The 23,533-nt window shown below is 41.7% G+C and carries 21 protein-coding genes and 4 tRNA genes; 10 read left to right on the plus strand and 15 right to left on the minus strand.

Annotated features, from left to right (window positions below; genetic code table 11):
* Positions 1–233: 233 nt before the first annotated feature.
* The 7 genes from R7070_RS16065 to R7070_RS16095 form a co-directional block, all read right to left on the minus strand.
* Positions 234–935: a response regulator transcription factor gene (locus tag R7070_RS16065; RefSeq protein ID WP_169643992.1), complete on the minus strand. Its 702-nt coding sequence runs from the start codon at positions 933–935 to the stop codon at positions 234–236.
* A gap of 107 nt (positions 936–1,042) precedes the next feature.
* On the minus strand, positions 1,043–1,924 hold the full coding sequence (locus tag R7070_RS16070; RefSeq protein ID WP_169643994.1) for a hypothetical protein: 882 nt from the start codon (positions 1,922–1,924) through the stop codon (positions 1,043–1,045).
* Positions 1,914–4,298, minus strand: a complete 2,385-nt coding sequence (locus R7070_RS16075; RefSeq protein WP_169644015.1) for a fimbria/pilus outer membrane usher protein — start codon at positions 4,296–4,298, stop codon at positions 1,914–1,916. Before R7070_RS16075 ends, R7070_RS16070 begins: the two co-directional genes overlap by 11 nt.
* A gap of 91 nt (positions 4,299–4,389) precedes the next feature.
* Positions 4,390–5,085 carry a fimbria/pilus periplasmic chaperone gene (locus R7070_RS16080; protein ID WP_169643996.1) on the minus strand — a complete coding sequence of 232 codons (696 nt, stop codon included), beginning with the start codon at positions 5,083–5,085 and terminating at the stop codon, positions 4,390–4,392.
* A 2-nt stretch (positions 5,086–5,087) separates the two neighbouring features.
* Positions 5,088–5,795 (minus strand): molecular chaperone, encoded by a 708-nt coding sequence (locus R7070_RS16085; RefSeq protein WP_169643998.1) that lies wholly within the window; start codon positions 5,793–5,795, stop codon positions 5,088–5,090.
* 75 nt (positions 5,796–5,870) lie between these two features.
* The gene (locus R7070_RS16090) at positions 5,871–6,371 is read right to left on the minus strand and encodes a hypothetical protein (RefSeq protein WP_169644000.1); all 501 of its coding nucleotides are present in this window, start codon (positions 6,369–6,371) and stop codon (positions 5,871–5,873) included.
* 77 nt (positions 6,372–6,448) lie between these two features.
* Positions 6,449–6,955, minus strand: coding sequence for a hypothetical protein (locus tag R7070_RS16095; protein ID WP_225492135.1), 507 nt, complete (start codon positions 6,953–6,955; stop codon positions 6,449–6,451).
* A gap of 481 nt (positions 6,956–7,436) precedes the next feature.
* On the opposite strand from R7070_RS16095, the gene R7070_RS16100 reads away from it, so the two are divergent.
* The 4 genes from R7070_RS16100 (at position 7,437) to R7070_RS16115 (ending at position 9,849) form a co-directional block, all read left to right on the plus strand.
* A tRNA-Leu gene (locus R7070_RS16100) sits at positions 7,437–7,523 on the plus strand.
* 36 nt (positions 7,524–7,559) lie between these two features.
* Positions 7,560–7,633 (plus strand) — tRNA-Cys (locus R7070_RS16105).
* Positions 7,634–7,940: 307 nt separating this feature from the next.
* Positions 7,941–9,464, plus strand: coding sequence for an alpha-amylase (gene amyS, locus R7070_RS16110; protein WP_085570234.1), 1,524 nt, complete (start codon positions 7,941–7,943; stop codon positions 9,462–9,464).
* 130 nt (positions 9,465–9,594) lie between these two features.
* On the plus strand, positions 9,595–9,849 hold the full coding sequence (locus R7070_RS16115; RefSeq protein WP_005375990.1) for a hypothetical protein: 255 nt from the start codon (positions 9,595–9,597) through the stop codon (positions 9,847–9,849).
* A 74-nt stretch (positions 9,850–9,923) separates the two neighbouring features.
* On the opposite strand, the gene R7070_RS16120 is transcribed toward R7070_RS16115, so the two are convergent.
* Both R7070_RS16120 and R7070_RS16125 read right to left on the minus strand, forming a co-directional pair.
* A complete protein-coding gene (locus tag R7070_RS16120; RefSeq protein ID WP_005375991.1) occupies positions 9,924–10,712 on the minus strand; it encodes a lipase family protein in 789 nt (262 codons plus the stop codon).
* Positions 10,713–10,781: 69 nt separating this feature from the next.
* Positions 10,782–11,711, minus strand: a complete 930-nt coding sequence (locus tag R7070_RS16125) for a CHAD domain-containing protein (protein ID WP_256900046.1) — start codon at positions 11,709–11,711, stop codon at positions 10,782–10,784.
* Between the two features lie 301 nt (positions 11,712–12,012).
* Here R7070_RS16125 and R7070_RS16130 point away from each other — a divergent pair.
* Together R7070_RS16130 and R7070_RS16135 are read left to right on the plus strand one after the other, a co-directional pair.
* A tRNA-Leu gene (locus R7070_RS16130) sits at positions 12,013–12,099 on the plus strand.
* Positions 12,100–12,135: 36 nt separating this feature from the next.
* Positions 12,136–12,209, plus strand: a tRNA-Cys gene (locus R7070_RS16135).
* A gap of 5 nt (positions 12,210–12,214) precedes the next feature.
* Here the strand turns inward: R7070_RS16135 and R7070_RS16140 are convergent.
* The 5 genes from R7070_RS16140 to rnk all read right to left on the minus strand — a co-directional run bounded on the left by R7070_RS16140 (position 12,215) and on the right by rnk (position 17,585).
* The gene (locus tag R7070_RS16140; RefSeq protein ID WP_005376038.1) at positions 12,215–13,207 is read right to left on the minus strand and encodes an LLM class flavin-dependent oxidoreductase; all 993 of its coding nucleotides are present in this window, start codon (positions 13,205–13,207) and stop codon (positions 12,215–12,217) included.
* 222 nt (positions 13,208–13,429) lie between these two features.
* Positions 13,430–14,635, minus strand: coding sequence for a diguanylate cyclase domain-containing protein (locus tag R7070_RS16145; RefSeq protein WP_256900047.1), 1,206 nt, complete (start codon positions 14,633–14,635; stop codon positions 13,430–13,432).
* 133 nt (positions 14,636–14,768) lie between these two features.
* Positions 14,769–15,755, minus strand: a complete 987-nt coding sequence (locus R7070_RS16150) for an ABC transporter substrate-binding protein (RefSeq protein ID WP_005376042.1) — start codon at positions 15,753–15,755, stop codon at positions 14,769–14,771.
* 227 nt (positions 15,756–15,982) lie between these two features.
* Positions 15,983–16,942 carry a GGDEF domain-containing protein gene (locus R7070_RS16155; protein ID WP_031777243.1) on the minus strand — a complete coding sequence of 320 codons (960 nt, stop codon included), beginning with the start codon at positions 16,940–16,942 and terminating at the stop codon, positions 15,983–15,985.
* A 235-nt stretch (positions 16,943–17,177) separates the two neighbouring features.
* Entirely contained in the window at positions 17,178–17,585 is a 408-nt protein-coding gene (gene rnk / locus R7070_RS16160) for a nucleoside diphosphate kinase regulator (RefSeq protein ID WP_005390213.1), read from the minus strand.
* A gap of 527 nt (positions 17,586–18,112) precedes the next feature.
* Here rnk and nirB point away from each other — a divergent pair.
* From nirB to cobA, 4 genes are all read left to right on the plus strand, one after another.
* The gene (gene nirB / locus R7070_RS16165; RefSeq protein ID WP_256900048.1) at positions 18,113–20,677 is read left to right on the plus strand and encodes a nitrite reductase large subunit NirB; all 2,565 of its coding nucleotides are present in this window, start codon (positions 18,113–18,115) and stop codon (positions 20,675–20,677) included.
* A 13-nt stretch (positions 20,678–20,690) separates the two neighbouring features.
* A complete protein-coding gene (gene nirD, locus R7070_RS16170) occupies positions 20,691–21,014 on the plus strand; it encodes a nitrite reductase small subunit NirD (protein ID WP_005387969.1) in 324 nt (107 codons plus the stop codon).
* A 194-nt stretch (positions 21,015–21,208) separates the two neighbouring features.
* On the plus strand, positions 21,209–22,060 hold the full coding sequence (locus R7070_RS16175) for a formate/nitrite transporter family protein (protein ID WP_033907034.1): 852 nt from the start codon (positions 21,209–21,211) through the stop codon (positions 22,058–22,060).
* Positions 22,061–22,233: 173 nt separating this feature from the next.
* Positions 22,234–22,992, plus strand: coding sequence for a uroporphyrinogen-III C-methyltransferase (gene cobA, locus R7070_RS16180; RefSeq protein ID WP_054575960.1), 759 nt, complete (start codon positions 22,234–22,236; stop codon positions 22,990–22,992).
* A gap of 16 nt (positions 22,993–23,008) precedes the next feature.
* On the opposite strand, the gene R7070_RS16185 is transcribed toward cobA, so the two are convergent.
* Positions 23,009–23,449 (minus strand): DUF4174 domain-containing protein, encoded by a 441-nt coding sequence (locus tag R7070_RS16185; RefSeq protein WP_017820187.1) that lies wholly within the window; start codon positions 23,447–23,449, stop codon positions 23,009–23,011.
* Positions 23,450–23,533: the final 84 nt, after the last annotated feature.

Here is a 23,533-nt window from a genome sequence, read left to right on the forward strand (position 1 = left end):
AACCACGGTTTATTAAGGCTTTGTTGTACTGCGTCCAGTTAGTTGTTTTGTAACGAGGTTTAGGCATGAGGCTACGATGATTAATGGGTGTAGCCGATCAGATCGTAGCTTCTTGATTTAGTTCCATCGATTTAAGCAACAAAGCCAGCTCGCGGGTGAATAGTTACTATCAAAGAACTGATAGATGAATTAGATGTTTTCACCGTGAATTTAGTTTGCAAGCAATGAAAAGGTTAGTGATGATACTGGGTAAATAAAATTTTATCATAAATAAAGCTTGCCTTTTGAATGGCTTCCTTACGGTTATTTACTTTTAATTTTTTATATATGTTGTAAACATGTGTTTTAACGGTACATTCAGCGATAAATAAATCTTCAGATATCTCACGATTGGATGCGCCTTTGATGACAAGTTTAAATATTTGAATCTCTCTCTTGGTTAAATGAGTCTGTTTCGCTTGCAGCTGTAGTGCATAAGGACGAATGTCGGTTATCATCTCTGTCATTACTTTTCTTGGCAGCCACAGATCACCATCAATTACGCTTTTTAAACAACGCGTAAAGTGCTCTATAGGTGCATCCTGGTAGATAATCCCTTTCAAATCTATGAGATACATTAATTGTGTTTCTGCTACTATCATTTCTCCAATTTCTTTAGGAAAATCATAAATTATCCATTTATTGGATAATACCTGTGATAACGTTACTTGGATATCGATAACCTTTTCTAAGGTTAGATAACTAATAAGAACGAGATCAGAGCTGATGGTCTTAGTAGATTTATTAATTTCTTGTAAGCATTTTCTTTCAAAAGAAAAATAGCCACTTTTGTTTATTTCTTGTATTATAAATTGGTTGCTAATCCCGTCATCGCCTATCAAAAGTATATGCTTTATAGCCCGATTACAATTATGTTCTTGTTCTACATAACTCATAGTTATAATTTCCGTTTTTTATTGTGCTCACTTATAGATTAGTCAATTCTAGGTAACAACGCGGAAGTTTGCCAATGTGGTATTCATATTTTGATATATGTATCGCTTTATGGCTGTTGGGATAAATTAGGTTCGATTGATATCTGCAATGTGTCTTCGTATTGACCTCCAGGTTTTTCTTCTGCGTTACCAATAACAAAGATCAGAGGAATAGGTTGACCAGTCGTAGCAGCGTGACGTGGGATACGTACACTAAATTGTGTAAGATTGACGTAGTCGTTGTCGAAGATAATTTGATAGGGAATATCCCACTTGGGTTCATGTGATTCGTGGCGTAATGCACCATGATTTGATGACTCCAAAACAACCGCATAGGCAGAGTTACTTTGAACCCATAGGTTAGGCGATGAATTGATTACTTTGTTTGAGTGTAACGTTCCTAAGTCAAGGTCATAATGTGGTTGTGATAATCCGTAAAAATGAATTTTCGCTGCTGGTGGTACATCCACAGTGACAGGAAGCAAAGTAGGACTTATTTCTATTTTGCCGTCTATTTGTGCATATGACGTAGCAACTTCTAATACGCCTCGATAGATCCCTGACGTTAACCATTGTTTAGCGGGAAAGCGCATTTGTACGGTTGCAGCAGGTTGGTTCTCGGTCAAAGTAAAGCGCCATTGATTAGCTATTGTGTTACCTGATTGCCCACTCCACTCGAAAAAGAGCGAATCTTGACGGCTACTTTTCAATGATTTACTTGTATCGTCAAGCTGTAAAACTAAGTTCAGTTTGCAGCCCTCACCAATAATATTTGCACTCACACGATAGGTATTGGTTGTTGCAAAACTGCTGTTATTGAAGACATCGTATTTTGCTTGTGTTGATACTGGTTGGATAGACAGAGAGTTAGCTTCACAAGCCCAAACAGAAGGTATATTAGCCAATGGTAGCAAGAACAACGCGCTCCGCTTTAGTTGTTTAATCGACATATAACTCTCCTAATCTGATCAAGGTGTCACTTCGTTCACTAAGATTAATAACTACTGACTCTTGTTCTTTAGTGTCAAGAACGAGTTTGTATTGCCCCGGTTTTAATCCAGAAATCGCAAAAACACCACTACGGTTTGTAAAGAATTCAATTGGTTGTTGCTGTGTTTTACCAAGGTACTGCGCAAAGCCCGCAACAAGTGAAATAGGGCTGTTACTTTGACGATCGAACAGTTTACCAATGACGGTTAATACCGCATCAGAACCAATTTGCAGTTGGAATCCTTTTTTATAGCCAGGTTTAACCCAAAAAGCGCCTTCTCCGAGATCGTAACCGGGTGGTAAGTTTTCCACGTCGTATCCGATCACTTGGCTGCTATAGGCCACAAGGTCAGGAACCAACGCAGAAGAGTCTTCATAGAGATAGACGCGTGCTTGCTTACCGTCTCGGGTAGGGTCGATGGCAATGTCGTTCTCTGCAAGGCTTTCATGTTTATTAATGATGGCAAACGCTTCTCTAACGGGTCTTCCTATTGTCACTGATGACCCTGCAAATGCCACCGCACTACTAAGCTTAAGATCGGTGCTATGATTTCTCGTATTATCACTGATGCTCTCAAGGCGAGAGGTGTGACTCGCGCTTAATTCATAGCGGTTTGCCGTATAGTTAACCCCAAGATTAACATCCGCGTCAGTCTCTTTGTTATTAATGGCACTGGCAAATGCAGAAACGCCGCCAGTGCTTCCAATATTATTTTGATAACTATAATCTAAGGCACTTTCATTGAGTTCTGTTGAATAACGACCAACGACACGTGTTTGTTTGCTGAGTGGCCAACTTAAGGTGAGAGTCGTGCTAATGTCATCGCTCCCCCTCTCGTTATTCTTATAATTAACACGAGCGCTCCACGTGGCGGGTGTATCGAATAATCTTGCAGATAGGCTGGGGCTTACAATCCAATAGTCGTTTTTTTTATCAACGCCAGCTCGATAATTTAGAGTAACAGCCGCGCGTAATGAACGTGAAAGATAGATGGATCCAAAAGCACTAGCATAATGAGTCGTTAAATTAATATCACTGCTTGATGCTTCATATGCCGATATTCCACTGAAGCTATTGCTTAAATATTCATAACTGAGGCTTAACTGTGGCTCTAGTGAGTTTGATTTAGAAAATTCGGCATCGAATGCTACTTTATAAGCGTCACCGCGACCATAAATCGGATGATCACTGTGTGAAGCGTTTAATTCAGTAATGCCTAGTTTAGAAGCGAAAAGTGCGCTAGCACCATATTGGTATAGGTTTTCACGCACTTGAGAATTAACTCCTAAGGTTAACCAAGGTGAGACACCAACATCGAGATAACCGTGAAAAATACGTTCATCCGTGAGGTATTCTAATTGTTTATTTTGGATTTCTGATGGAACGCCATACATGATACTGTATTCGAATTCGCCACTGTTTAATAAATCATTACCGGTCGCAATCGAAAATTCAATGCGTTCTTCATTTCCTGAACGATCAGTAATAACGAGCTCAATATCATTGTTTCCTTGTGCTAGTGGAATATCACTGAGATTATAACTGCCCGCACCAAGGGTTAATCTTTGTACAGGGATGCCATCGATATACACATCGACATTAGACGTGCGCTGGAGTGTGAATGATTGACTTGCACGAGGGCGTACATTTTTGGTGGGTATAAGAGTGAAGTCACGCGTCACGCCAACTCCCAAAATGTCTGTTCCATCTTGAAAAGCTTGACCACTGTTGTACATATCGCCTATTACTACTCGAGTACCTTGTTGGGGGTAATCGATATTAAGGCGTGTGCCTTCTCTAATGTAGCTTGAACCGGTTAGAGAACCATTTTCTATAAAGGATTCATATTCAAAATTAAGCATGCTTAGATTGAATGCTGAGTCGAATCGACTGCGATATAGGCTTTCTCGAGCAGAGTCTTCGTCGACAAATTGACTTTCATTGGCGGAAAGCGACACATTCACATAGCCACTCAAAAGGCTTGGCTTCGCATAATTATATAAATTTCCCGCTTCGCTCATAGATAAATTCTGTGTCAGGCTGGACTGTGGTGGGATTGTCAAGACACATTCTAATGAAGCAAAATCAAAGGTTAAACTTACCCCTGTTTGTGCGAAGTGCTGTTGAGACAATATGTCATCACCACTGGATTCTTTAAGCGCATTTATTACCTCTTGTGTCACAACTGACGTTAGGAGAGACAGGGTGTCCTCTTTGGGTAATAAAATTTGGTTGTCTGCCGTAATGGTGATGTCTGCTTCACCTAATATAGTATCACTGACCCTTAGTAAAGAGGTGAGTTTAATATCTCGGCCAGTTGGATTAAGCACCATTTCTTGGCTGTGGGCAGCAGAATTTATTATGAATAGAACCAAGCAGCACATGAAAGTGGGCGTAACCAACGTGCGCATGATCTTAAAAATGTCAGTTTTCATAACCATGATATATGCCAACGGGTAATTGAATCGAAGAAGAATGTACAGTAATAGTAGAATGAGGCGGAACAAACTGCTCACCCAGCGCCTTATGCACGGTCTGATTAATATCATCAGGAAGGTTGTCGAACCTGAGTAATGAAGTGAAGGTAAATCGATTCCCGGTGTTAGTGAGCGTTAAACTACCATGTTCACCAATATGTAACTTTATGTCCGGTTGAAGAGAAGACGAGTGAACGTGTAACAGTGCATTGTAGTGGATCTGTAGATTAATCCCAGTAGACAAACCATTCACCTTTTCAACTTGAGTACTGCTTCGATTTATATCGGCGGTGCTAAAGCGGATAAAGTAACTTTGCGACATTTCGAGAGGCACTTTACTTAGCCATTGTATTCTAAATGTTTGACGCTTTCCGGGCGCGAGCATTGCTGCGGGCGGAAACACCAAAATGTCTTCATTTGGTGAGCTAGACGTAGACGTTTCAAACGTACCATTAGGCGCAAATGTCAAACGTCGAACGTTGGCTTCAAGTGCGAGCGTTTTGGTTGAGTTGTTGGAAACTACCAACTGCGAAGTTAGTTGATGATCCGTATTTAGCTCAATGACCGTGGGGGAGAGTGTAATTCCAAACGCTTGAGTATATATAAAGCACACTATCACTCCGGCTAATAAACGCCATTGCATCGTTACTCCTCCTGTTCAATATCAATTGATAGTGTACGAATGTTGAAGTTCTCGAGTGGCAACATTTCAAAAGAACGTTTGGAGTGGGGCAATACTAACGTCCCTGAGATACGTTGTGAAATTTCATTTCCTTTTAAATAAGTAGATTGAGTGCCATCGGATACTTTCCACGTCGTGTTGGTTAATCGTCCGTAACTGTTGCCGCTATTCAGCACATCTAGAACCCAATTGTCTTTGTCGTTTTGTTTTATACTTGTGACGGAAAACTGGGGCGAGGTGTTTTGCGGACGAACATTGATGAGCGTGTTGAATCGAAGAAGTAAACTCACTTGGCCTTGATTGCTGCTGGCTCGTTCCACTTTAACTTGTTTAACCGCAACCCGATACGCTTTAGATTCAGTGATGGATGGATCGCCTAAGTAACGAATCATAACTGATTGTGCCCGGCCTGGTTCTATAATGGCAGTGACGGGTATGACCAATAATTCTTCATCCGCAGGCACAATGGTCTCGTTACCATATTCATCCATGGTCATGAAATAGGGTTGTAGTTCTACCGTCAATGGCACAGTAGAGGTATTCTCCACCCGCATCGTCATTTGAGCACGTTTCCCTAATGGTGCCATCTCGGCAGACATCGGTTCTACTTTAAAAGCATGTGCGAACATACACGTAAACGACAAAAAGAAAAATGTGAACCAACGAATCATAGCAGTGAGCTCCATCAAAAAAATCTTACATGACAATAAAGGAGGAGGCGAAATACGCCCCCTCATTCTGTACGTTTAGTTTGAGGTGATATTCACAGTTAATGTGTCAGAGTAGCCACCAGCCCAAGGAGATGTCTCGGTAGTAACAATGTCAATTGATGCACCTACACCAGTAGCCAAATTGCCTGAACCACCATAAGATTGAGAAGCTGAAACATCGTTTAGACCAGGGCCACCCGGTGCGTTCAATGTAAAGGATGCTAAACCGCCAGCAGGGTTAAATGTTGCGTCATATTTTAGAGCAAAGTCTTCATTATCATCCGACTCCAAACCACCTTCCGCACTGGTCATGGTAACGGTCGCACCATCTGCATCATTACATTTCAATTCCAGACCACCTACACTAACGCTTTGAATTGTTGAGACGTTACCAAAGTCAATTAACTGTGTGGCAAGGCCAGTCACTTCACAAACAGGTGATACATAACCAACTAACTGAACGTCACCTGGAGCGGCGTAAGCGTTAGCACCAAAAATAGCGGTTACAGCAGCTGCACAGAGTGTTAGCTTTTTCATAAGAAATTCCTTTCACTTTTGATTGTTGGCTCAATTACGGCTGAGCGTATATTGCTCTGCAGTTATTTGCAGAGTTCCTACTTTGTTACGCTATGAATTGAAGGGTATACTTCAATTTCAATAACGTCATGATAATAACCCGCATAAAGCAAGTTATTTTCGAGCGTTACCCTAAGTACTCCTCGTTGAGTAAAAGGAATAACACCAGAGCTGTCTATCATTGCGGGCGAAAGCAATTGTCTACTAAGTCGACTTTCATTTAATCGAAGCTCATCGACTTGCAACGATAATTCGTAATTTTCAATTAATTCAACGCCCTGATGTTCATATTTAAGGCCACCATATTGAGAATTGATGGTGATCCCCAAAGGGCGATTGCAATATAGTGAGAAGGGCAATGATTGCGTCTTCTGCTCAGAAAAGGTCATCACATTGCCTGATAAAAAAGTAATCTCACAACGATCTTTAATTTGACCTGCTAACCCCATGGTCAAGGTGTTCGCACGGACATAGAAAGGGATCGATAGGCTCATAACCGTTAGCGTTATCACGAATCTACGAAGAGTAAAAAATATTTTAGTCATTTACTCGCCCCTATCTGTTCAATTGCATTCGTTGTTTAACAATTCAAACTATAGAAAGCACAGACTTTGGCATAGTAGTAAAAAAAGTTGATTATTAATGGAGAGTAGGAGAAATAGTATGAGTTTAGTTAAAAGAAATGAGCCCATTTGTTTGCAATAGGTTGATATAAAATGAGTTGTATTTATTGAGGTTAAAAGTTAGCGAATAAAGAATATTTTACTTATTGTAAATGTCTGATTTATAAACTAGCAGAAGTATGCGTTTACGATATGTTTTCAGGCAACGAATTGCTAGTACAAAAAGGGGATAGGAATCGACATTTCTGGTATTAATTTATACAAATAGGTGGATTTATCTCCAGTCAGTTGATAAATAGAATATTTTTTGTTGACCAGATAAATTAATCCGTTAAAGTACGCCTCGTTCTCACGGCAAAGGTCGCTGAGACAGATGGTGTCTAACCCATCGCATGATTGCGTTGCCCTGGTGGTGGAATTGGTAGACACAAGGGATTTAAAATCCCTCGGCGTTCGCGCTGTGCCGGTTCAAGTCCGGCCCGGGGCACCATCAAAATCTTTGGTGACAGAGATACAAAATCAGAAAGGCGCCTTGGCAGAGTGGCTATGCAGCGGATTGCAAATCCGTGGACCTCGGTTCGACTCCGGGAGGCGCCTCCACTATTTCGAAAGCCAGTCTTAAATAACTGGCTTTTTTCGTTTTTAGTCTGCCTTTTCGTAACCCTTCGCGCTTTCCTAAAGTCTCCCATGTTTTGATCACCATTCAATATTTTTAACGTGCTAATCATTGATTTTATAAATGTTAGACAACTCAATAATTGTATAGTGTGATTGGTGATAGTTTCTCTTCGATTGTAATCCGAACTTTTTGTATTACAGGCAGCAACCTAGCTAGCGTCATAGTTAGTATCGCTTGGTGCGTATATGCAGAAAGGAGGATTCTAGTCCTTAACGTGAGAGAAAAATAATGAAAACATTCAACCTTAAACCTACACTTTTACCCTTAACTTTGCTGCTCAGTTCGCCTGTAATGGCGGCACAAAATGGCACCATGATGCAGTATTTCCATTGGTATGTGCCAAATGACGGTGCACTCTGGACACAAGTTGAAAACAACGCTTCGGCACTATCTGACAACGGCTTTACTGCGTTATGGTTACCGCCCGCCTATAAAGGTGCTGGTGGTAGCAACGACGTCGGTTATGGCGTTTATGATATGTATGATTTGGGAGAGTTTGATCAAAAAGGTTCGGTGCGCACCAAGTATGGCACCAAAGATCAGTACCTAAGCGCCATCAATACTGCCCATAAAAACAATATCCAGATTTATGGCGATGTGGTGTTCAACCATCGCGGCGGTGCGGATGGTAAATCCTGGGTCGACACCAAGCGAGTCGATTGGAACAACCGAAATATTGAACTTGGTGATAAATGGATTGAAGCGTGGGTAGAGTTTGATTTCCCTGGGCGCAACGATAAGTACTCAAACTTTCATTGGACGTGGTACCACTTTGATGGCGTGGACTGGGACGATGCTGGCGAAGAAAAAGCTATCTTCAAATTCAAAGGTGAGGGTAAGGCATGGGATTGGGAAGTGAGCTCGGAAAAAGGCAACTACGATTACCTTATGTACGCTGATCTAGACATGGATCACCCTGAAGTTAAGAAAGAACTTAAAGACTGGGGTGAGTGGTATATCAACATGACTGGTGTTGATGGGTTTAGAATGGACGCGGTGAAGCACATCAAATATCAATACCTGCAAGAATGGATTGATCACCTACGTTGGAAAACAGGGAAAGAACTATTCACGGTCGGAGAGTACTGGAACTACGATGTGAATCAGCTGCATAACTTTATCACCAAAACCTCTGGCAGCATGTCTTTGTTTGATGCACCGTTACATATGAACTTTTATAATGCGTCTAAATCGGGTGGTAGCTACGATATGCGTCAAATCATGGATGGTACGCTGATGAAGGACAATCCAGTCAAAGCGGTTACCTTAGTAGAAAACCATGACACTCAGCCTTTGCAGGCGTTGGAATCAACCGTTGATTGGTGGTTCAAGCCGCTCGCTTACGCGTTTATCTTATTGCGTGAAGAAGGTTATCCATCCGTGTTTTATGCAGATTACTACGGCGCCCAGTACAGTGATAAAGGGCATGACATCAATATGGTCAAAGTGCCTTACATTGAAGAGCTAGTAACACTGCGTAAAGATTATGCGTATGGCAAACAACATTCTTATCTCGACCACTGGGACGTAATTGGTTGGACTCGAGAAGGTGATGCAGAGCATCCACATTCAATGGCCGTGATCATGAGTGATGGACCTGGCGGCTCGAAGTGGATGTATACGGGTAAACCAAGTGCTCGCTACGTAGACAAGTTGGGTATCCGAACTGAAGAAGTTTGGACTGATGCGAATGGTTGGGCTGAGTTCCCAGTAAACGGCGGATCTGTCTCGGTTTGGGTTGGCGTTGAATAATCCATTCCTGTGATTTTGATACAGAGTAGGCAATTCTTGATAAAACTTTTCAATGAATCAATGTGTTATTTGATATTCATTCAACAAATGAGTAACTTATATTTGAGCATAATCTAGAGGAAGATAAAGAATGGAATCTATTGCTGATGTATTGGTTGTGGCTATTGTGTTCGGTGCCATATTTGGGGGCGGGATAATAAAGTTAATCTTGAACCATCGTAAAGAAGTAAGAGCGTTGGAGATATCTGAACGTAATACGATGAGCCGAGAAGAACAAGATAACCTTAACAAGCAAATTGGTGACTTGAAGCGACGTGTTGAAGTGTTAGAGCGAATTGTCACAGATAACAAATATCAACTTGAAAAAGAAATTGCCTCTCTGTAGATCACCACTTAATCGTAAAGCCGGCGAAGTCCGGCTTTTTCGTGTCTATACTTCATACCTTTCGGATGTTTAACTCAGCGTTCATCAAAAAAGTCTTTGTCGCGAATGTATTTACTCATAAAGTGATAAGAGAACGGTCGCATTAACCAACTAAATAAGGAGCGCCCAAGCCGTATGAGCGTTGGGGTGTTCTCGTATATTCTCCCGTTATATAACCATAGCATTTTGCCTACATGCCAATACAAAAAAGGTACGGGCGGCATAAAGGTCACGATGTCGATGTCGCAACAAATCCTGTATGTTTTGTGCCCCAAACGGTAGCGTTTCTTAAACGTCCAATCCCCGACAGCGGGCTGTCCGAAAGTGACCACGCGTTTAATGCTTTTTGGGTATTTTTTCTCAATATAGTCAGCAAAAACACTGCCAATCGCGCCACCTGAAGAGTGGCCAGTAATAGTGATTCTTTTCCCCCTGAGAATAAGTGGTACAACGATACCTTCGAGGCGTTCGATCACGGTCAACCCTAACCGATCTTCATTCCGGCTCGGTAAACTTTCTTGGAACAACAGATGATAGAAACCCGCGTGAATGCGATAGTTTAGTCCCAACCTTCGACAGCTTCTCGTCCACATCGCGAAGTTCAACAACCAATCACTGATACTGTGTGAGCCTTTAATCACTACGACCACTTCACTCTGTTTTTTACTCCAGAGCACGCGAATCATAATCTTACCATGTTCATTTCTAATGACTCGTTGCCCATTAGGATCGAACCCGTATTGAGTTTGCCTGAAGACGCGAGGGTAGGCGAGATTACAAAGCACCGCATAGCGCTCGTATTGGTATCGTTTTAATGGTTTCACGTTAACTTTCTTAGTGGAGCCTAACGGTTGACTGTAATTAATGAATATTAAAAATACGTGAACCTTGATTTAGGGTCGGTAGAGATTCTGTGTATTGGTATCGCGAATGAAAGACTCAAGCTGGCTTAAATGCGTCAAGATGGTTTGGCGAGAGAGTGCATGATGTTCGCTAAGCACGTTAATTAGCTTTTTCAAAGCCTTACGATCTTGTTTATTGAGATTTGCTGTCTCTTTGAGTTGTGCGAAAAATTCAATTTGACTTGAAGTGTCGTTAAAGTCACCGAGCTTGTCTTGCAATAGTTTTAGTTGTTTCACGTTGTTTTTGTGCTGTTGGGAAGGGTAGAGCGTGGAAAACCCTTCCAACAAATAACGCAGCGCTTTGCACTTTATCCGCATCGAATGAATCACGCTGTCATGACTTTTGTCCGAGATCTTGCGTCGTGCTTTATCAACTTTTTTAAATTGATCGGAGATTTTTTGGCTTGCGAAGAGTAACGCAGGTACGTTGCTATCCACTCGTTCGTGTTGCGTACTTCGCAGCAGACTATTCCTGACCAAAGTGCAGTGCGTTGTGTATTCTTCTGTAGCTAGCCAACGCGTAACTTTTGCCTGTTCGTAAGCACGTTCGGCTTCGATAAAGCCAAAAAGCTGCTCAAGAGACGATTTGTGGTTTGGGAGCATTTCAATGTATTGTTTTTTGCCCAAGATAAATACGTCTAAATCACGCAGCTTATTTGTTTTCTTCATCATTATTTTTAAATGAGGTTTCAAAATACTCAGTTCAAAAGGAGGTATCAGTTCGCGAAGTAGTACGCATAGTGAGCGTATGCGCCTTAGTGTGACGCGATACTGGTGTGTATATTCAGGATCCAAGTCTTCGATGATTCCCAGCTCCAGAGAGCGTGCATAATCAAATTCACTAAGGAAGAAGTGGGGCACTACGAAGTCGAGTTCGGAGTCGGCATGTAAGGGTAAGTGAAATGATGGTTTTCGAAACATGATGAGCGCTATTTTGTTCTCTGAAATACACGTTAAGTTTATACCCATACTGTTAACTTGCGCGATTTGTTGGCTCTTCATTGATATAAAATGAGAAGGTTAAAAGGCACGAAAGCAAAGCGTATTGATGATCAAATAAGCAAAATGATCGCCCTTTGTTCGTTAGAGTCGTCTTTTTAACCATTTGAATAAAAAAGACTAATTTTTTGTTGACCAGATAAATTAATCCGTTAAAGTACGCCTCGTTCTCACGGCAAAGGTCGCGAGATAGATGGTGTCTAACCCATCGCATGATTGCGTTGCCCTGGTGGTGGAATTGGTAGACACAAGGGATTTAAAATCCCTCGGCGTTCGCGCTGTGCCGGTTCAAGTCCGGCCCGGGGCACCATCAAAATCTTTGGTGACAGAGATACAAAATCAGAAAGGCGCCTTGGCAGAGTGGCTATGCAGCGGATTGCAAATCCGTGGACCTCGGTTCGACTCCGGGAGGCGCCTCCATTCTTTTACTTGTCCATGAGTTCCGATAGTAACCTGTAGGATCTCAACTTCTCAGATTGTTCAAACACCATCGTGTTTACCATAATTTCATCTGCCCCAGTGCGTTCCAAAAGTTTCTCAATTTTCTGTCTTACATATGTTTGATCACCATGGATAGATTCACGTAATTGAGTTTCAACGTGAAGCTTTTCCTGTGCTGACCATAGTGGTGCCATACTTTTCACTGGTGCGCGAAGTTTTTCGCGATTGCCGCGAATCATTTTTAAGAATTTTTGCTTCTCTGTTGTCGCGAGAAAATCTGCATGTGACTGAGTATCCGCTACGATAACGTTGGCACAAATCATCACATAGGGTTGAGCTAAATGCTCGGATGGGACAAACTCATCTCGATAAAAGTTTAGAGCACGAGACATTGCATCTGGAGCAAAGTGTGCAGCAAATGCGAAAGGTAAGCCTCTCTTAGCTGCTAAACGTGCGCTGTATGTACTCGACCCCAGAAGCCAAATCGGCAGAGATGTGTTGTTACCTGGATAAGCCGCGACTGGTTGATTTCGAGATACGGGACCAAGAAAGAAATTAAGTTCCTCCAACAGCTCTTCAAAGTCAGGATCCATATGCTCTGGTTCCCGCCTTAATGCATGCATTGTTTGGTAGTCGGTGCCTGGTGCGCGTCCTAATCCGAGGTCAATACGACCAGGGTATAATGCCTCTAACGTTCCGAATTGCTCTGCAATAACTAGTGGTGCATGGTTAGGTAACATGATTCCACCTGATCCTAAACGGATCGAGTTCGTGTGCGCTCCAATATGACTGAGTAATACACTGGTTGCGGCACTGGCGATGTCGGGCATGTTATGGTGTTCAGCCATCCAAAACCGATGATAGCCCCAGGACTCGATTGATTGAGCTAATTCAACGGAGCGTTCGAACGTTTCGGTGAAGTTTGTTCCGTCGGACACGGGTGCCAAATCCAGAACAGATAAACGAGGAAAAGACATTGGATAGTTATAGCCTGTTAATGAATCTTAACTATCATATGGTGGTGAAAGTTGACGTTTAAAAGGGGAGGATTAACCATTCACAATGGATTATTTTTCTTCAATGCCTGGAGGGCGTTTAGCTTTTGCTATGTGATAAAAGCGGCTTTATTACTGTAAGTGGCCACAGTGGTCGATGTCGTTGAATATTCGCACGTAGAACGTTTCCACAGCTACTTTAGATTAAAACATAGGCCTCTTTAACAGCGAACTGCTGTTGTCGACAATAGTGAACGAGCTAGCTTTAGAACGTTTTGACTGATACATAGACTTGTCTGCGGCTGTTAATAATTCATGTACATTCGACCCATGCTCAGGATAGAGTGCAATACCAATGCTAGCTCCGACGCATAACTCTTTACCTTTAAAATGAATTACTTTTTCTATTTCTTGGATATAACGTAGTGCACATGCAGACAGAGACGTACCTGTTGTGTGTGAACGATGAATAATAATAAATTCATCTCCACCAAAGCGGCCTACCATGTCTGATTCGTCGATAATACTTGATAATCTACTAGCTACAGATTTTAACACTGCATCACCTGCCTCATGGCCATGGCTATCGTTAATATCCTTAAATAAATTTAAATCTATAAAAAACAAACTAAAACTATTCTCACTGCCTCTGAAATTACGCGTAAGCTGGATCAAATGTTTTTCTATTGCTCGACGATTGTAGATATTAGTTAAGGAGTCGTGCTCAGACAAAAATACCAAACTTTCTTTTTGACGATTTAGAACTGAAGTTTGATTCTCTACTTCTTCTTTAAGTTTTGATTTTGATATTGTTGTGTGGTTTAACAATGCCGCCATTTTATTGAAGTAACAAGACAGATTTTCAAATTCCGTGAATTGATTTTCTGAAGGGATTTTATAGTCAAAATTTGACCTGCTTAATTGTTTTATTCCATTTATAAACCTTTGAAAGCTTCTCTTGAACTTTATTTTTATATAAAAGCACAATAGCATAACAACCAGAGAGATAAAAATAATACCTGCTTGAGTGTAATAATTTAAATTTTGTAGTTTTGTAGACTTATTATTAAGTATTTTTTTATAAATATATATTATTTCATTATTCATATCCTGGGATACAATGTTTATTCTGGATTGTATGACAGGATTTGATTTATTATAATTTACGACTGAAACATAATGGCGATCTTTGTCTAGTAAATGATTATTTTCGTATTGAACTAAAAAATACAGCTCGAGATTCATTTTTTTTAGGTCTTTAGTAAGGTATAAAACATCTTCATTTTGAGATAATAATTCGTTTAATTTGTTATGAGAAATCATGAATTGTGTGAAATTGTTTTTTCCCCTATTTTGAGTGTAAGCCCAAAGATAACTACTTAATGACTCTAATGATATTTGTATGTCCATTATTTGGTTTAATTGTTTCTTGGCTTTATAATCTTCTATTTTTATGAAGCTTATGTATACTATAACGCTGATACATAGTATTACGCTTAGACTGAATAGTGATGCTAAATAGTGGTTTAACGAACGATGCATTTTAATCTAGACCATCAAAATATGAATTGATATAGTTTTCTTTAAATATTTTTCTGTAATTTGGAATCTGTCCTTCTACATAGTTTTGTTTTAATGCCCAATTAGCTTCTGATTGTAATGTAAATAATAAAGAATTCGTTAAATTTAATCGAAAGTTATAATCATCCCAACTCCAAGATATTTCTTCAACTGTTGTGTTAAGTTTTTGTGATAGTATTTTCATTGTTAAATGAGGGTTTTTATCCATCCAGTTAATTGAGTGATGAAGTGACTTTATTATTTTCATTACTTCTTGATCTGATTTTTCAATGTGTATTTCTTTTGATACAAGCAAAAAGTAAAGTTTATACACGCCAATAATTCCTATGTTCTTTACTTCTTCATTTATTCTATTCTTGGCCATAAATCCGTATGGCTCCCAAGTAGATATTGCATCGACGTTTCCTTGCATTAAATGATTTATAATAACCTGCGTTGTTGATGATATTTTTTCTACTTTTTCTAAATCAATGTCATTTACCTGTAGCAACAAGTCTAAGTAATATTCGCTAGCGCTCTTTTTTATTACACCAACCTTTTTTCCTGGTAATTTATCTATACTTTCTATGCCAGACCGCTTTTTAGTTAGCAGCTTAATATCATTCGTAGAAGATGCAAAAGAAGTGATTAATGCTAAATCTTTGTATTCAAAGCTTTTAAACATCAGTACGCTTTCAGAAAAAGTGGCGTAATTAACATGGTTTTCTAGAAGTAGGTTTGAACATTCGACCCCTCCAAAGCACATGATAAGTTCGACGTTTAAATCGTTTTCTTCAAACGCACCTATGTGCTCTGCAATGATAAAAGGGGCTGACAGAGGCGTCTTAGATATACCGATTGTTGTAGGTTTGTGGATAGCATTTGATACCGTTGTTAACTTTAAATAAGCAACTACTAATGCAGAAAGAACTAAAATTATGATAACTGTAGAAATCTGTTTTGTATCCATCAAAAACAACTCCCTTCATAATAGTAGTAATTAATCTATCAGTTAAATGAGTGTAGTTGCTTATTGGGTTGATGCTAGGAGAGGAGGGGATTTATTTGTATCGTGCCAAATTTATGAGTACCTAGGGGTAATTTCGGTAACTGGCTTAGATATAAAGAATTTATCTTGAGTTAGTTCAAGTTGTAGCAAATGACTGATTTCATAACATGATGATTTATGGAGAGATATCAACTTTTTAAGTTGAAAAATTGTACTCCATTTTTGCCATTTTTCTTTATCTCATACATTGCGTGATCGGCTTTTTGATACACTTCATTAAACGGTTGCTTTCCTTTGTTAAAGAGACAAACACCGATACTCATTCCTATCGTTACTTTATGTAAGTCTTGATTCATCGCTGGAATGATTGAATCTAAGAGTTGATTGCAAAGTTGGGATATTTCCTCTCGACTTGAATGCCAGTTTAAGATAACAAATTCATCGCCTCCTATGCGTCCAACTTGAGACTTGCTTGACGCAAGCTCTGTTAAGCTATTGGCGATATTGATGAGGAGGGTGTCGCCAGTATGATGGCCTAGCTGGTCGTTAACTGCTTTAAAATTATCTATATCAACAAACACTAAAGCAGACTGCTGAGACGGTTCGGTTTGAGGTTGATGATTAAAGTTTTCCTCAATTGCTTTTCTATTTAACAATCCAGTCAATGGATCACTCGAAGCCAACTTGGCCAGTTGCTGCTCATAACGCTTTTCTTTTGTAATATCGATATGAGTACCCATCATCCGTAGTGGTTCGCCATCAGAACCATACTCGACGATGCGCCCTCGATCGTAGACCCAGCTATCACTGCCGTCTTTATGAATCATGCGATGCACTACCTCATAAAGGTCGGTCTTGCCTGCTAGGTGATCTTCAAATGCACCCACTGCAAGATCGTAATCTTCAGGGTGGAGATTGTTTTTCCATGTTTCAACCGTGGCGGTTAACTCATGGGGCTGATAACCTAGCATTTTGCCCCATTGCATATTGAATATCGTCAAAGTACCCGAAGGAATATGCTGCTCCCACAAACACAGTCCATTACTGTCGAGTGCAGCATTCAACTTTTCTTGTAGTCGCGCATTCTTCCGCTTCAGCTCTTCATTTTCTTTTTCTAAGCAGGCAATTCGAGTTAGATATTCTTCCATTTTGCGCATAATTTACGTCGATTTCGGAGCGACAATATACGAAAAATACTTTGCAATTTCTATGATTGAGCCTGGAGATATAAGTATTGAATATGCGGTAAATAATAAAGAATCGGTGATGTTACTTAAGAGCAGCAAAGTAAATACTTGGAAAAAGAAGGAAATAGGGGGTAAGCGAGGGGCTCTCCTGGTGCAAAGTCTTAAATGGAGGCCTTTGCACCGGGACTACTGAGGGTTAGCGGTTTAGTGCACCACAACGCTCAGGTTGGTATGTGATATCGACAATTTCAATTGTCTTCACTTGATTATTTGGCATTGGCCAGTCAAGTTTTTGGCCGACAGACAAACCGATCAGTGCGCTGCCTACGGGCGCAAAAATAGAGATATCATCACTGCTTTTCAGTTCAGAAGGGTAAACCAGTGTCTTTGTCATGGTTCTATCTTCACCTGAAAATTTAAACTCTACAGTCGAGTTCATCGTGACCACGTTATCTGGCATTTGTTCTGGCTCAAGAACTGTTGCTCGGTCGAGCTCTGCTTCTAATTCCACAAGCTCCGCTGCGATGTTTGGCATTTTATCCAACAAGGCCGTGATTCGGTTCATATCTAAGCTTGAGATGTAGATAGAATTGTTTTCTGACATTTTATGACTCCCAAATAAAAGGCCGCCTCACAAAAATGGGACGGCACTCTATATGTCAATTACGGTATCAATCATATGGACGCTATTCCATATGAACTAAACCTGATTTTAGTCTTTATAGTGCGACTTAGCTAGTAAAAAATTTTTGTTGTGAAGCTTGATTTTTCTAAATCTTTCAATCACTTCAGATATTGTTCTCTGTTCACCTTGAAACGGTGAAGTCAAGTGAGTGCGTCGTTTAGAAGCAAAGCAGGATTTATCGTAGGTGTGCTCGGTTTCGATGGTCAGCCTAACTTCATAAAAGCAAAACGGTATAGTCCGTTGCTAGCATGGCTTCGGTTATCTCAGTTTGTTAAAACTACCAATATCCGTTAATAAATTACTTTTTATTTCGCAATAGTCAGATAAATACGTTCATCTACCCCTTTAGGGTAGTTTGAAATTGTAATTGATTTACATCATGTATTAATTTTCTTTCACAATTAACAATGAGCTCAGTGATAAGAACCTAACCCTTAGGAATTATAATGAGCAAGTTGAAGCTAGTAGTCATCGGTAACGGTATGGTAGGGCACCGTTATATTGAAGACTTAGTCGAGAAAGCTGATATGTCTAATATAGACATTACGGTTTTCTGTGAAGAACCTCGTGTCGCATACGACCGTGTGCATCTTTCCTCTTACTTTTCTCACCATACTGCAGATGAACTTTCTTTAGTAAAAGAAGGCTTCTGCGAGAAACACGGTATTAACATGCTGATCGGCGAACGCGCGATTAACATCAACCGTGAAAACCGCATTGTTTACTCAAGCACTGGCCGTGAAGTTCAATACGACAAGCTGATTCTTGCTACTGGCTCATTCCCATTTGTTCCACCTATTAAAGGTCACGAAAGCAAAGACTGTTTTGTTTACCGTACTATCGAAGATCTTAAAGCGATCGAAGCGTGTGCGAAGAAGAGCAAATCAGGCGTTGTTGTCGGTGGTGGTCTGCTAGGCCTTGAAGCAGCAGGCGCACTGAAAGCACTGGGTGTAGAAACGCACGTTGTTGAGTTCGCGCCAAAACTAATGGCTGAGCAACTTGACCTGGCTGGTGGTAACCAACTTCGTCACAAGATCGAGCGTATGGGCGTGAACGTTCACACCAGCAAAAATACGCTTGAGATTGCGCCAGAAGGCACAAACGCACGCAACGTTATGCGTTTTGCTGACGGTTCAGAACTAGAAACAGACTTCATCGTATTCTCTGCAGGTATTCGTCCACAAGACAAACTAGCACGCCAAATGGAGCTAGAAGTGGCACCTCGTGGCGGTGTTGCTATCAACGACCATTGTCAGACTTCTGATGAGAACATCTACGCGATTGGTGAGTGTGCGTCTTGGAACGAAATGTTCTACGGCCTTGTTGCTCCTGGCTACAAGATGGCGACCGTTGCTGTTGACCACCTACTAGGTAACACAGAAAGCAAATTCGAAGGCGCTGACATGTCTGCGAAGCTGAAACTTCTAGGTGTAAAAGTAGGTTCAATCGGTGACGCGAACGGTCGTACTGAAGGCTGTAAGAGTTACGTTTACCAGAACGAAGAACAAGAAGTTTACAAACGTCTTATCGTTTCTAAAGACAACAAGAAACTGCTTGGCGCGGTTATGGTTGGCGACACCTCTGACTACGGTGACCTGCTTCAACTTATGTTGAACGAAATCGACCTACCAGAACACCCGGATGCGTTGATCCTTCCTGCACACGCAGGCGCTGAGAAACCAGCACTCGGTGCAGACGCTCTACCAGAAAGCGCAGTAATCTGTTCTTGTTTCGACGTAACCAAAGGCAAGATCGCACAAGCGGTTGCTGATGGTCACCACACATTGGGCGACATCAAAGCAGTGACTGGCGCAGGTACAGGCTGTGGTGGTTGTATTCCTCTAGTGACCTCTGTTCTAAATGCTGAGCTTGCTAAATCTGGTATCGAAGTGAAGAACGACGTGTGTGAGCACTTTGCATACTCACGCCAAGAGCTGTTCCACCTAATCCGCATTGAAGAGATCAAAACGTTTGATGAGCTTCTAGAGAAATACGGCAAAGGTTACGGCTGTGAAGTTTGTAAACCACTGGCTGGTTCTATCTTGGCTTCTTGCTGGGGTGAGCACATTCTTAAGCCACAACTGGTTAAGCTGCACGACACGAACGATAACTTCCTAGGTAACATCCAAAAAGACGGTACTTACTCTGTTATCCCACGTATGGCGGGTGGCGAAGTAACACCTCAAGCACTGAGTGCACTAGCGAACGTTGCAGCAGAATACAACCTATACACCAAAGTAACCGGTGCTCAACGTATTGGTCTGTTTGGTGCTCAAAAAGACGATCTTCCAGAGATCTGGCGCAAGCTTATCGACGCTGGTTTCGAAACAGGTCAAGCGTACGCAAAAGCACTTCGTATGGCGAAGACATGTGTGGGCTCAACTTGGTGTCGTTACGGCGTTCAAGACTCTGTTGGTCTGGGTTCTTACATCGAGAACCGTTACAAAGGCATTCGTACACCTCATAAGATGAAGTTCGGTGTTTCTGGTTGTACTCGTGAGTGTGCGGAAGCACAAGGTAAAGACCTTGGCATCATCGCGACTGACGCAGGTTGGAACATGTACGTATGTGGTAACGGCGGCATGAAACCTCGTCACGCAGACCTACTTGCAAGTGACCTAGATAAAGAAACACTAATCAAGTACATCGACCGCTTCATGATGTTCTACATCCGTACTGCTGCGCCACTACAACGCACATCAGTTTGGATGGAAAACATGGAAGGTGGCGTTGACTACCTACGCGAAGTGATTGTTAACGACAAGCTTGGTATCAACGCTCAACTAGAGGCAGACGTAGCGAAGCTTGTAGACGAGTACGAGTGTGAGTGGACTGCGACCATCAACGACGAATCACAACTGACTCGTTTCGCGCACTTCATCAACTCTGACAAGCGCGATGAAAACGTCGTGTTTGTACAAGAGCGTGAACAGCACCGCCCAGCAACCTTCACGGAAAAACACCCTGAAGCGAAAGGCGACATCCTACACGTAGCGATCACTGAAGCATAAGGGAAGGTTGATTATGTCATTTGAAAAGATTTGCCAAATCAGCGACATCGTACCGGGCACGGGTGTTTGTGCACTGGTTGATGGTCAGCAAGTTGCGGTATTCCGCCCAACACAAGCAGAAGAAGTGCTGGCGATCAGCAACACAGACCCGTTCTTCCAATCAAACGTGCTTTCTCGCGGTTTGATCTGTGAGCACCAAGGCGAGCTTTGGGTGGCTAGCCCACTTAAGAAGCAACGCTTTAACCTGACAACAGGTGCGTGCATGGAAGACGAGCGTTTTAGCGTGAAAGCGTACAAAACCCGCGTAACAAACGGCGAAGTAGAAATCTCTGCGTAAGCTTGGTTTTCATTCCCTCCTCTTAGGGGAGGGAATGAACTGAAACCTAGATTTAATAGACAAAGGCTTTCCAAGCATCAACTCAGGGGAACAGGGAAGCGAGGTGTTGTAGACAGCGTTCAGGTGTCAACGGGAAGCCTTTCTCTATTAAATCTTTAACTTTTTAACTTTCAATTTTGGATAAGGACACATTCATGTCTACTGATTTTAAGCCTGCAGAATTCGTGCAAACCATGATCAATGTTGGTGAAGCGAAAACCAATACAAGCACGCGAGATCTTCTGCTTCGCGGTACGATGGCTGGCGTTATTCTTTCGCTTGCGGTGGTGGTTGCTATTACCGCGATTGTACAAACGGGTATCGGCCTTGTAGGTGCACTTGTTTTCCCCGTTGGTTTCGTAATTCTAAGTGTGATGGGTTATGACCTAGTAACCGGTGTTTTTGGTCTAGCGCCTCTGGCTAAGTTTGCGAACCGTCCGGGCATCACTTGGGGTCGTATCTTCCGTTGTTGGGGTCTTGTAGGCTTGGGTAACCTTATCGGTTCTCTGATCGTTGCTTACCTAGTGGCTATCTCTCTAACAGGTAACTTCTCTCTAGAACTGAACGCAGTAGCGAAGAAATTTGTCGCTGTTTCTACCGCGCGTAGCCTTGGTTTTGAAAACATGGGTATGGACGGATGGATCACGTGTTTCGTACGCGGCATCTTCTGTAACCTAATGGTGTGTCTTGGCGTTATCGGCAACATGACAGCACGTTCAGTGTCTGGTCGTGTAGCAATGATGTGGTTCCCAATCTTCATCTTCTTTGCGCTAGTATTTGAACACACCGTAGTAAACATGTTCCTATTCCCACTAGGTATGATTCTAGGTGCGGATTTTGGTATCGCGACTTGGTTGAACTTCAACCTTATTCCAACCATTCTAGGTAATATTGTCGGTGGTCTCGTAATGACTTGTATTCCACTGTACCTAACTCACGCAAAAACAGCGCCTTCTATCAACGTAGTTGAAGAAGAAGTAAAAACAGAGCCTGCAATCGCAAAATAAACCGCTTTTATCTGGCCCTACCTATGGTAGGTAGGGCTGTTCAACTCATTTAACTTTCGATAAGTATTGTATTGATTTAACTATAAAAAGTAATAACTCCTTGGGGTGATTTTAACCTTGAATTAATGACTTGAGTGTTACTTTTTATGTCCAAATTTTCGATAGGCGTTGATATGACAACTGTTAACTCATCTTTAAACAGCGGCTTTGTTTCTCTTGTTGGTGCAGGTCCAGGTGATCCTGATTTGCTCACAGTAAAAGGCTTAAAAGCCATTCAAGCGGCTGAAGTTGTGGTGTACGACCGATTGGTGTCGAAAGACATTCTTGAATTGGCTCACGCATCAGCAGAGATGATCTACGTAGGTAAAAAATTAGACTTTCACTGTGTGCCTCAAGATCAAATCAACCAAATCTTGGTGCAGAAAGCGCAAGAAGGTAAACGCGTTGTGCGCCTAAAAGGTGGGGACTCATTTATCTTTGGCCGTGGTGGTGAAGAGCTAGAAGAGCTAGCCGAATTTGGCATCAAATACGAAGTGGTTCCTGGTATTACGGCGGCGGCGGGTGCAACGGCATACGCTGGTATTCCATTAACGCACCGTGACTATGCTCAAAGTGTTCAATTTATCACTGGTCATGTACAAAAAGATGGGCGTGAGATTGAATGGCATTCACTAGCGCAATCCAACAACACACTTGTGTTCTATATGGGGTTGAAGCAAAGCGGCCATATTATGGATAAGCTGATCACTCATGGGTTAGATCCTGAGATGTCATGCGCCATTATTGAAAACGGTACGCGCCCAGAGCAGCGCGTGTTCCAAGGAAAGTTGAACGAGCTATCGATCATGGCAGAGCAAGCCGTGAGCCCAGCATTGATTGTGGTTGGCAGCGTGACTCAACTTCACAACAAGTTGGATTGGTTCGCAAAGTAATACTGCCCAGAAGTGACTATATTTTACAGGGGCTTTGTTGCCTCTGCATTTCTTGCTTACGCATAGGCATTTGATCAATGAGGTTGTTGATAAACGGCCAGTCTGTTTCTGCGCCCCAACGGTGCTTTTCTAGACCATCTTTACCAAGCAAAATAGCAGTATGAGAACCTTTTTCGACCGCATAAAGACGAGCTAGCATTTTTAGGTCGAACTCTTCTTTAAGCCAAGCAGGAAAGGTATAACCTTGTTCTGTAATGACCAGTGTGACGACATCTCTGTCTTCCAACTCACACTCATTCATAAGTGTTTCTAGCAAGAATTGTTTGACGTATTCATCATTTTCCGGCGCAAAGTAGAGCACACTTCTATGTGGCCAGTATTTGGAGTGCGCTGGATAACCAAATGCTGTCGATGACAAGATACAAGAAAGCAGTATCACTAGTAACTTTCCGCCCATGACAGTTCCCCTAGAAACCCAAATAACTTTTTATACGTTAAGTTTAGTGGAATTGGCTCATTGTGCTTTTTCCAAAACTGGCAT

It is taken from the genome of Vibrio sp. 1557 (genome assembly GCF_033340175.1).
GTDB classification, from domain to species: domain Bacteria; phylum Pseudomonadota; class Gammaproteobacteria; order Enterobacterales; family Vibrionaceae; genus Vibrio; species Vibrio alginolyticus.

Excerpts from the sequence above, each read along its gene's own strand:
- R7070_RS16065 (WP_169643992.1), bottom strand. The coding sequence starts at position 935 with ATGAGTTATGTAGAACAAGAACATAATTGTAATCGGGCTATAAAGCAT.
- R7070_RS16070 (WP_169643994.1), bottom strand. The coding sequence starts at position 1,924 with ATGTCGATTAAACAACTAAAGCGGAGCGCGTTGTTCTTGCTACCATTG.
- R7070_RS16075 (WP_169644015.1), bottom strand. The coding sequence starts at position 4,298 with ATGGTGCTTAATCCAACTGGCCGAGATATTAAACTCACCTCTTTACTA.
- R7070_RS16080 (WP_169643996.1), bottom strand. The coding sequence starts at position 5,085 with ATGCAATGGCGTTTATTAGCCGGAGTGATAGTGTGCTTTATATATACT.
- R7070_RS16085 (WP_169643998.1), bottom strand. The coding sequence starts at position 5,795 with ATGATTCGTTGGTTCACATTTTTCTTTTTGTCGTTTACGTGTATGTTC.
- R7070_RS16090 (WP_169644000.1), bottom strand. The coding sequence starts at position 6,371 with ATGAAAAAGCTAACACTCTGTGCAGCTGCTGTAACCGCTATTTTTGGT.
- R7070_RS16095 (WP_225492135.1), bottom strand. The coding sequence starts at position 6,955 with ATGACTAAAATATTTTTTACTCTTCGTAGATTCGTGATAACGCTAACG.
- amyS (WP_085570234.1), top strand. The coding sequence starts at position 7,941 with ATGAAAACATTCAACCTTAAACCTACACTTTTACCCTTAACTTTGCTG.
- R7070_RS16115 (WP_005375990.1), top strand. The coding sequence starts at position 9,595 with ATGGAATCTATTGCTGATGTATTGGTTGTGGCTATTGTGTTCGGTGCC.
- R7070_RS16125 (WP_256900046.1), bottom strand. The coding sequence starts at position 11,711 with ATGTTTCGAAAACCATCATTTCACTTACCCTTACATGCCGACTCCGAA.
- R7070_RS16140 (WP_005376038.1), bottom strand. The coding sequence starts at position 13,207 with ATGTCTTTTCCTCGTTTATCTGTTCTGGATTTGGCACCCGTGTCCGAC.
- R7070_RS16145 (WP_256900047.1), bottom strand. The coding sequence starts at position 14,635 with ATGGACATACAAATATCATTAGAGTCATTAAGTAGTTATCTTTGGGCT.
- R7070_RS16150 (WP_005376042.1), bottom strand. The coding sequence starts at position 15,755 with ATGGATACAAAACAGATTTCTACAGTTATCATAATTTTAGTTCTTTCT.
- R7070_RS16155 (WP_031777243.1), bottom strand. The coding sequence starts at position 16,942 with ATGGAAGAATATCTAACTCGAATTGCCTGCTTAGAAAAAGAAAATGAA.
- rnk (WP_005390213.1), bottom strand. The coding sequence starts at position 17,585 with ATGTCAGAAAACAATTCTATCTACATCTCAAGCTTAGATATGAACCGA.
- nirB (WP_256900048.1), top strand. The coding sequence starts at position 18,113 with ATGAGCAAGTTGAAGCTAGTAGTCATCGGTAACGGTATGGTAGGGCAC.
- nirD (WP_005387969.1), top strand. The coding sequence starts at position 20,691 with ATGTCATTTGAAAAGATTTGCCAAATCAGCGACATCGTACCGGGCACG.
- R7070_RS16175 (WP_033907034.1), top strand. The coding sequence starts at position 21,209 with ATGTCTACTGATTTTAAGCCTGCAGAATTCGTGCAAACCATGATCAAT.
- cobA (WP_054575960.1), top strand. The coding sequence starts at position 22,234 with ATGACAACTGTTAACTCATCTTTAAACAGCGGCTTTGTTTCTCTTGTT.
- R7070_RS16185 (WP_017820187.1), bottom strand. The coding sequence starts at position 23,449 with ATGGGCGGAAAGTTACTAGTGATACTGCTTTCTTGTATCTTGTCATCG.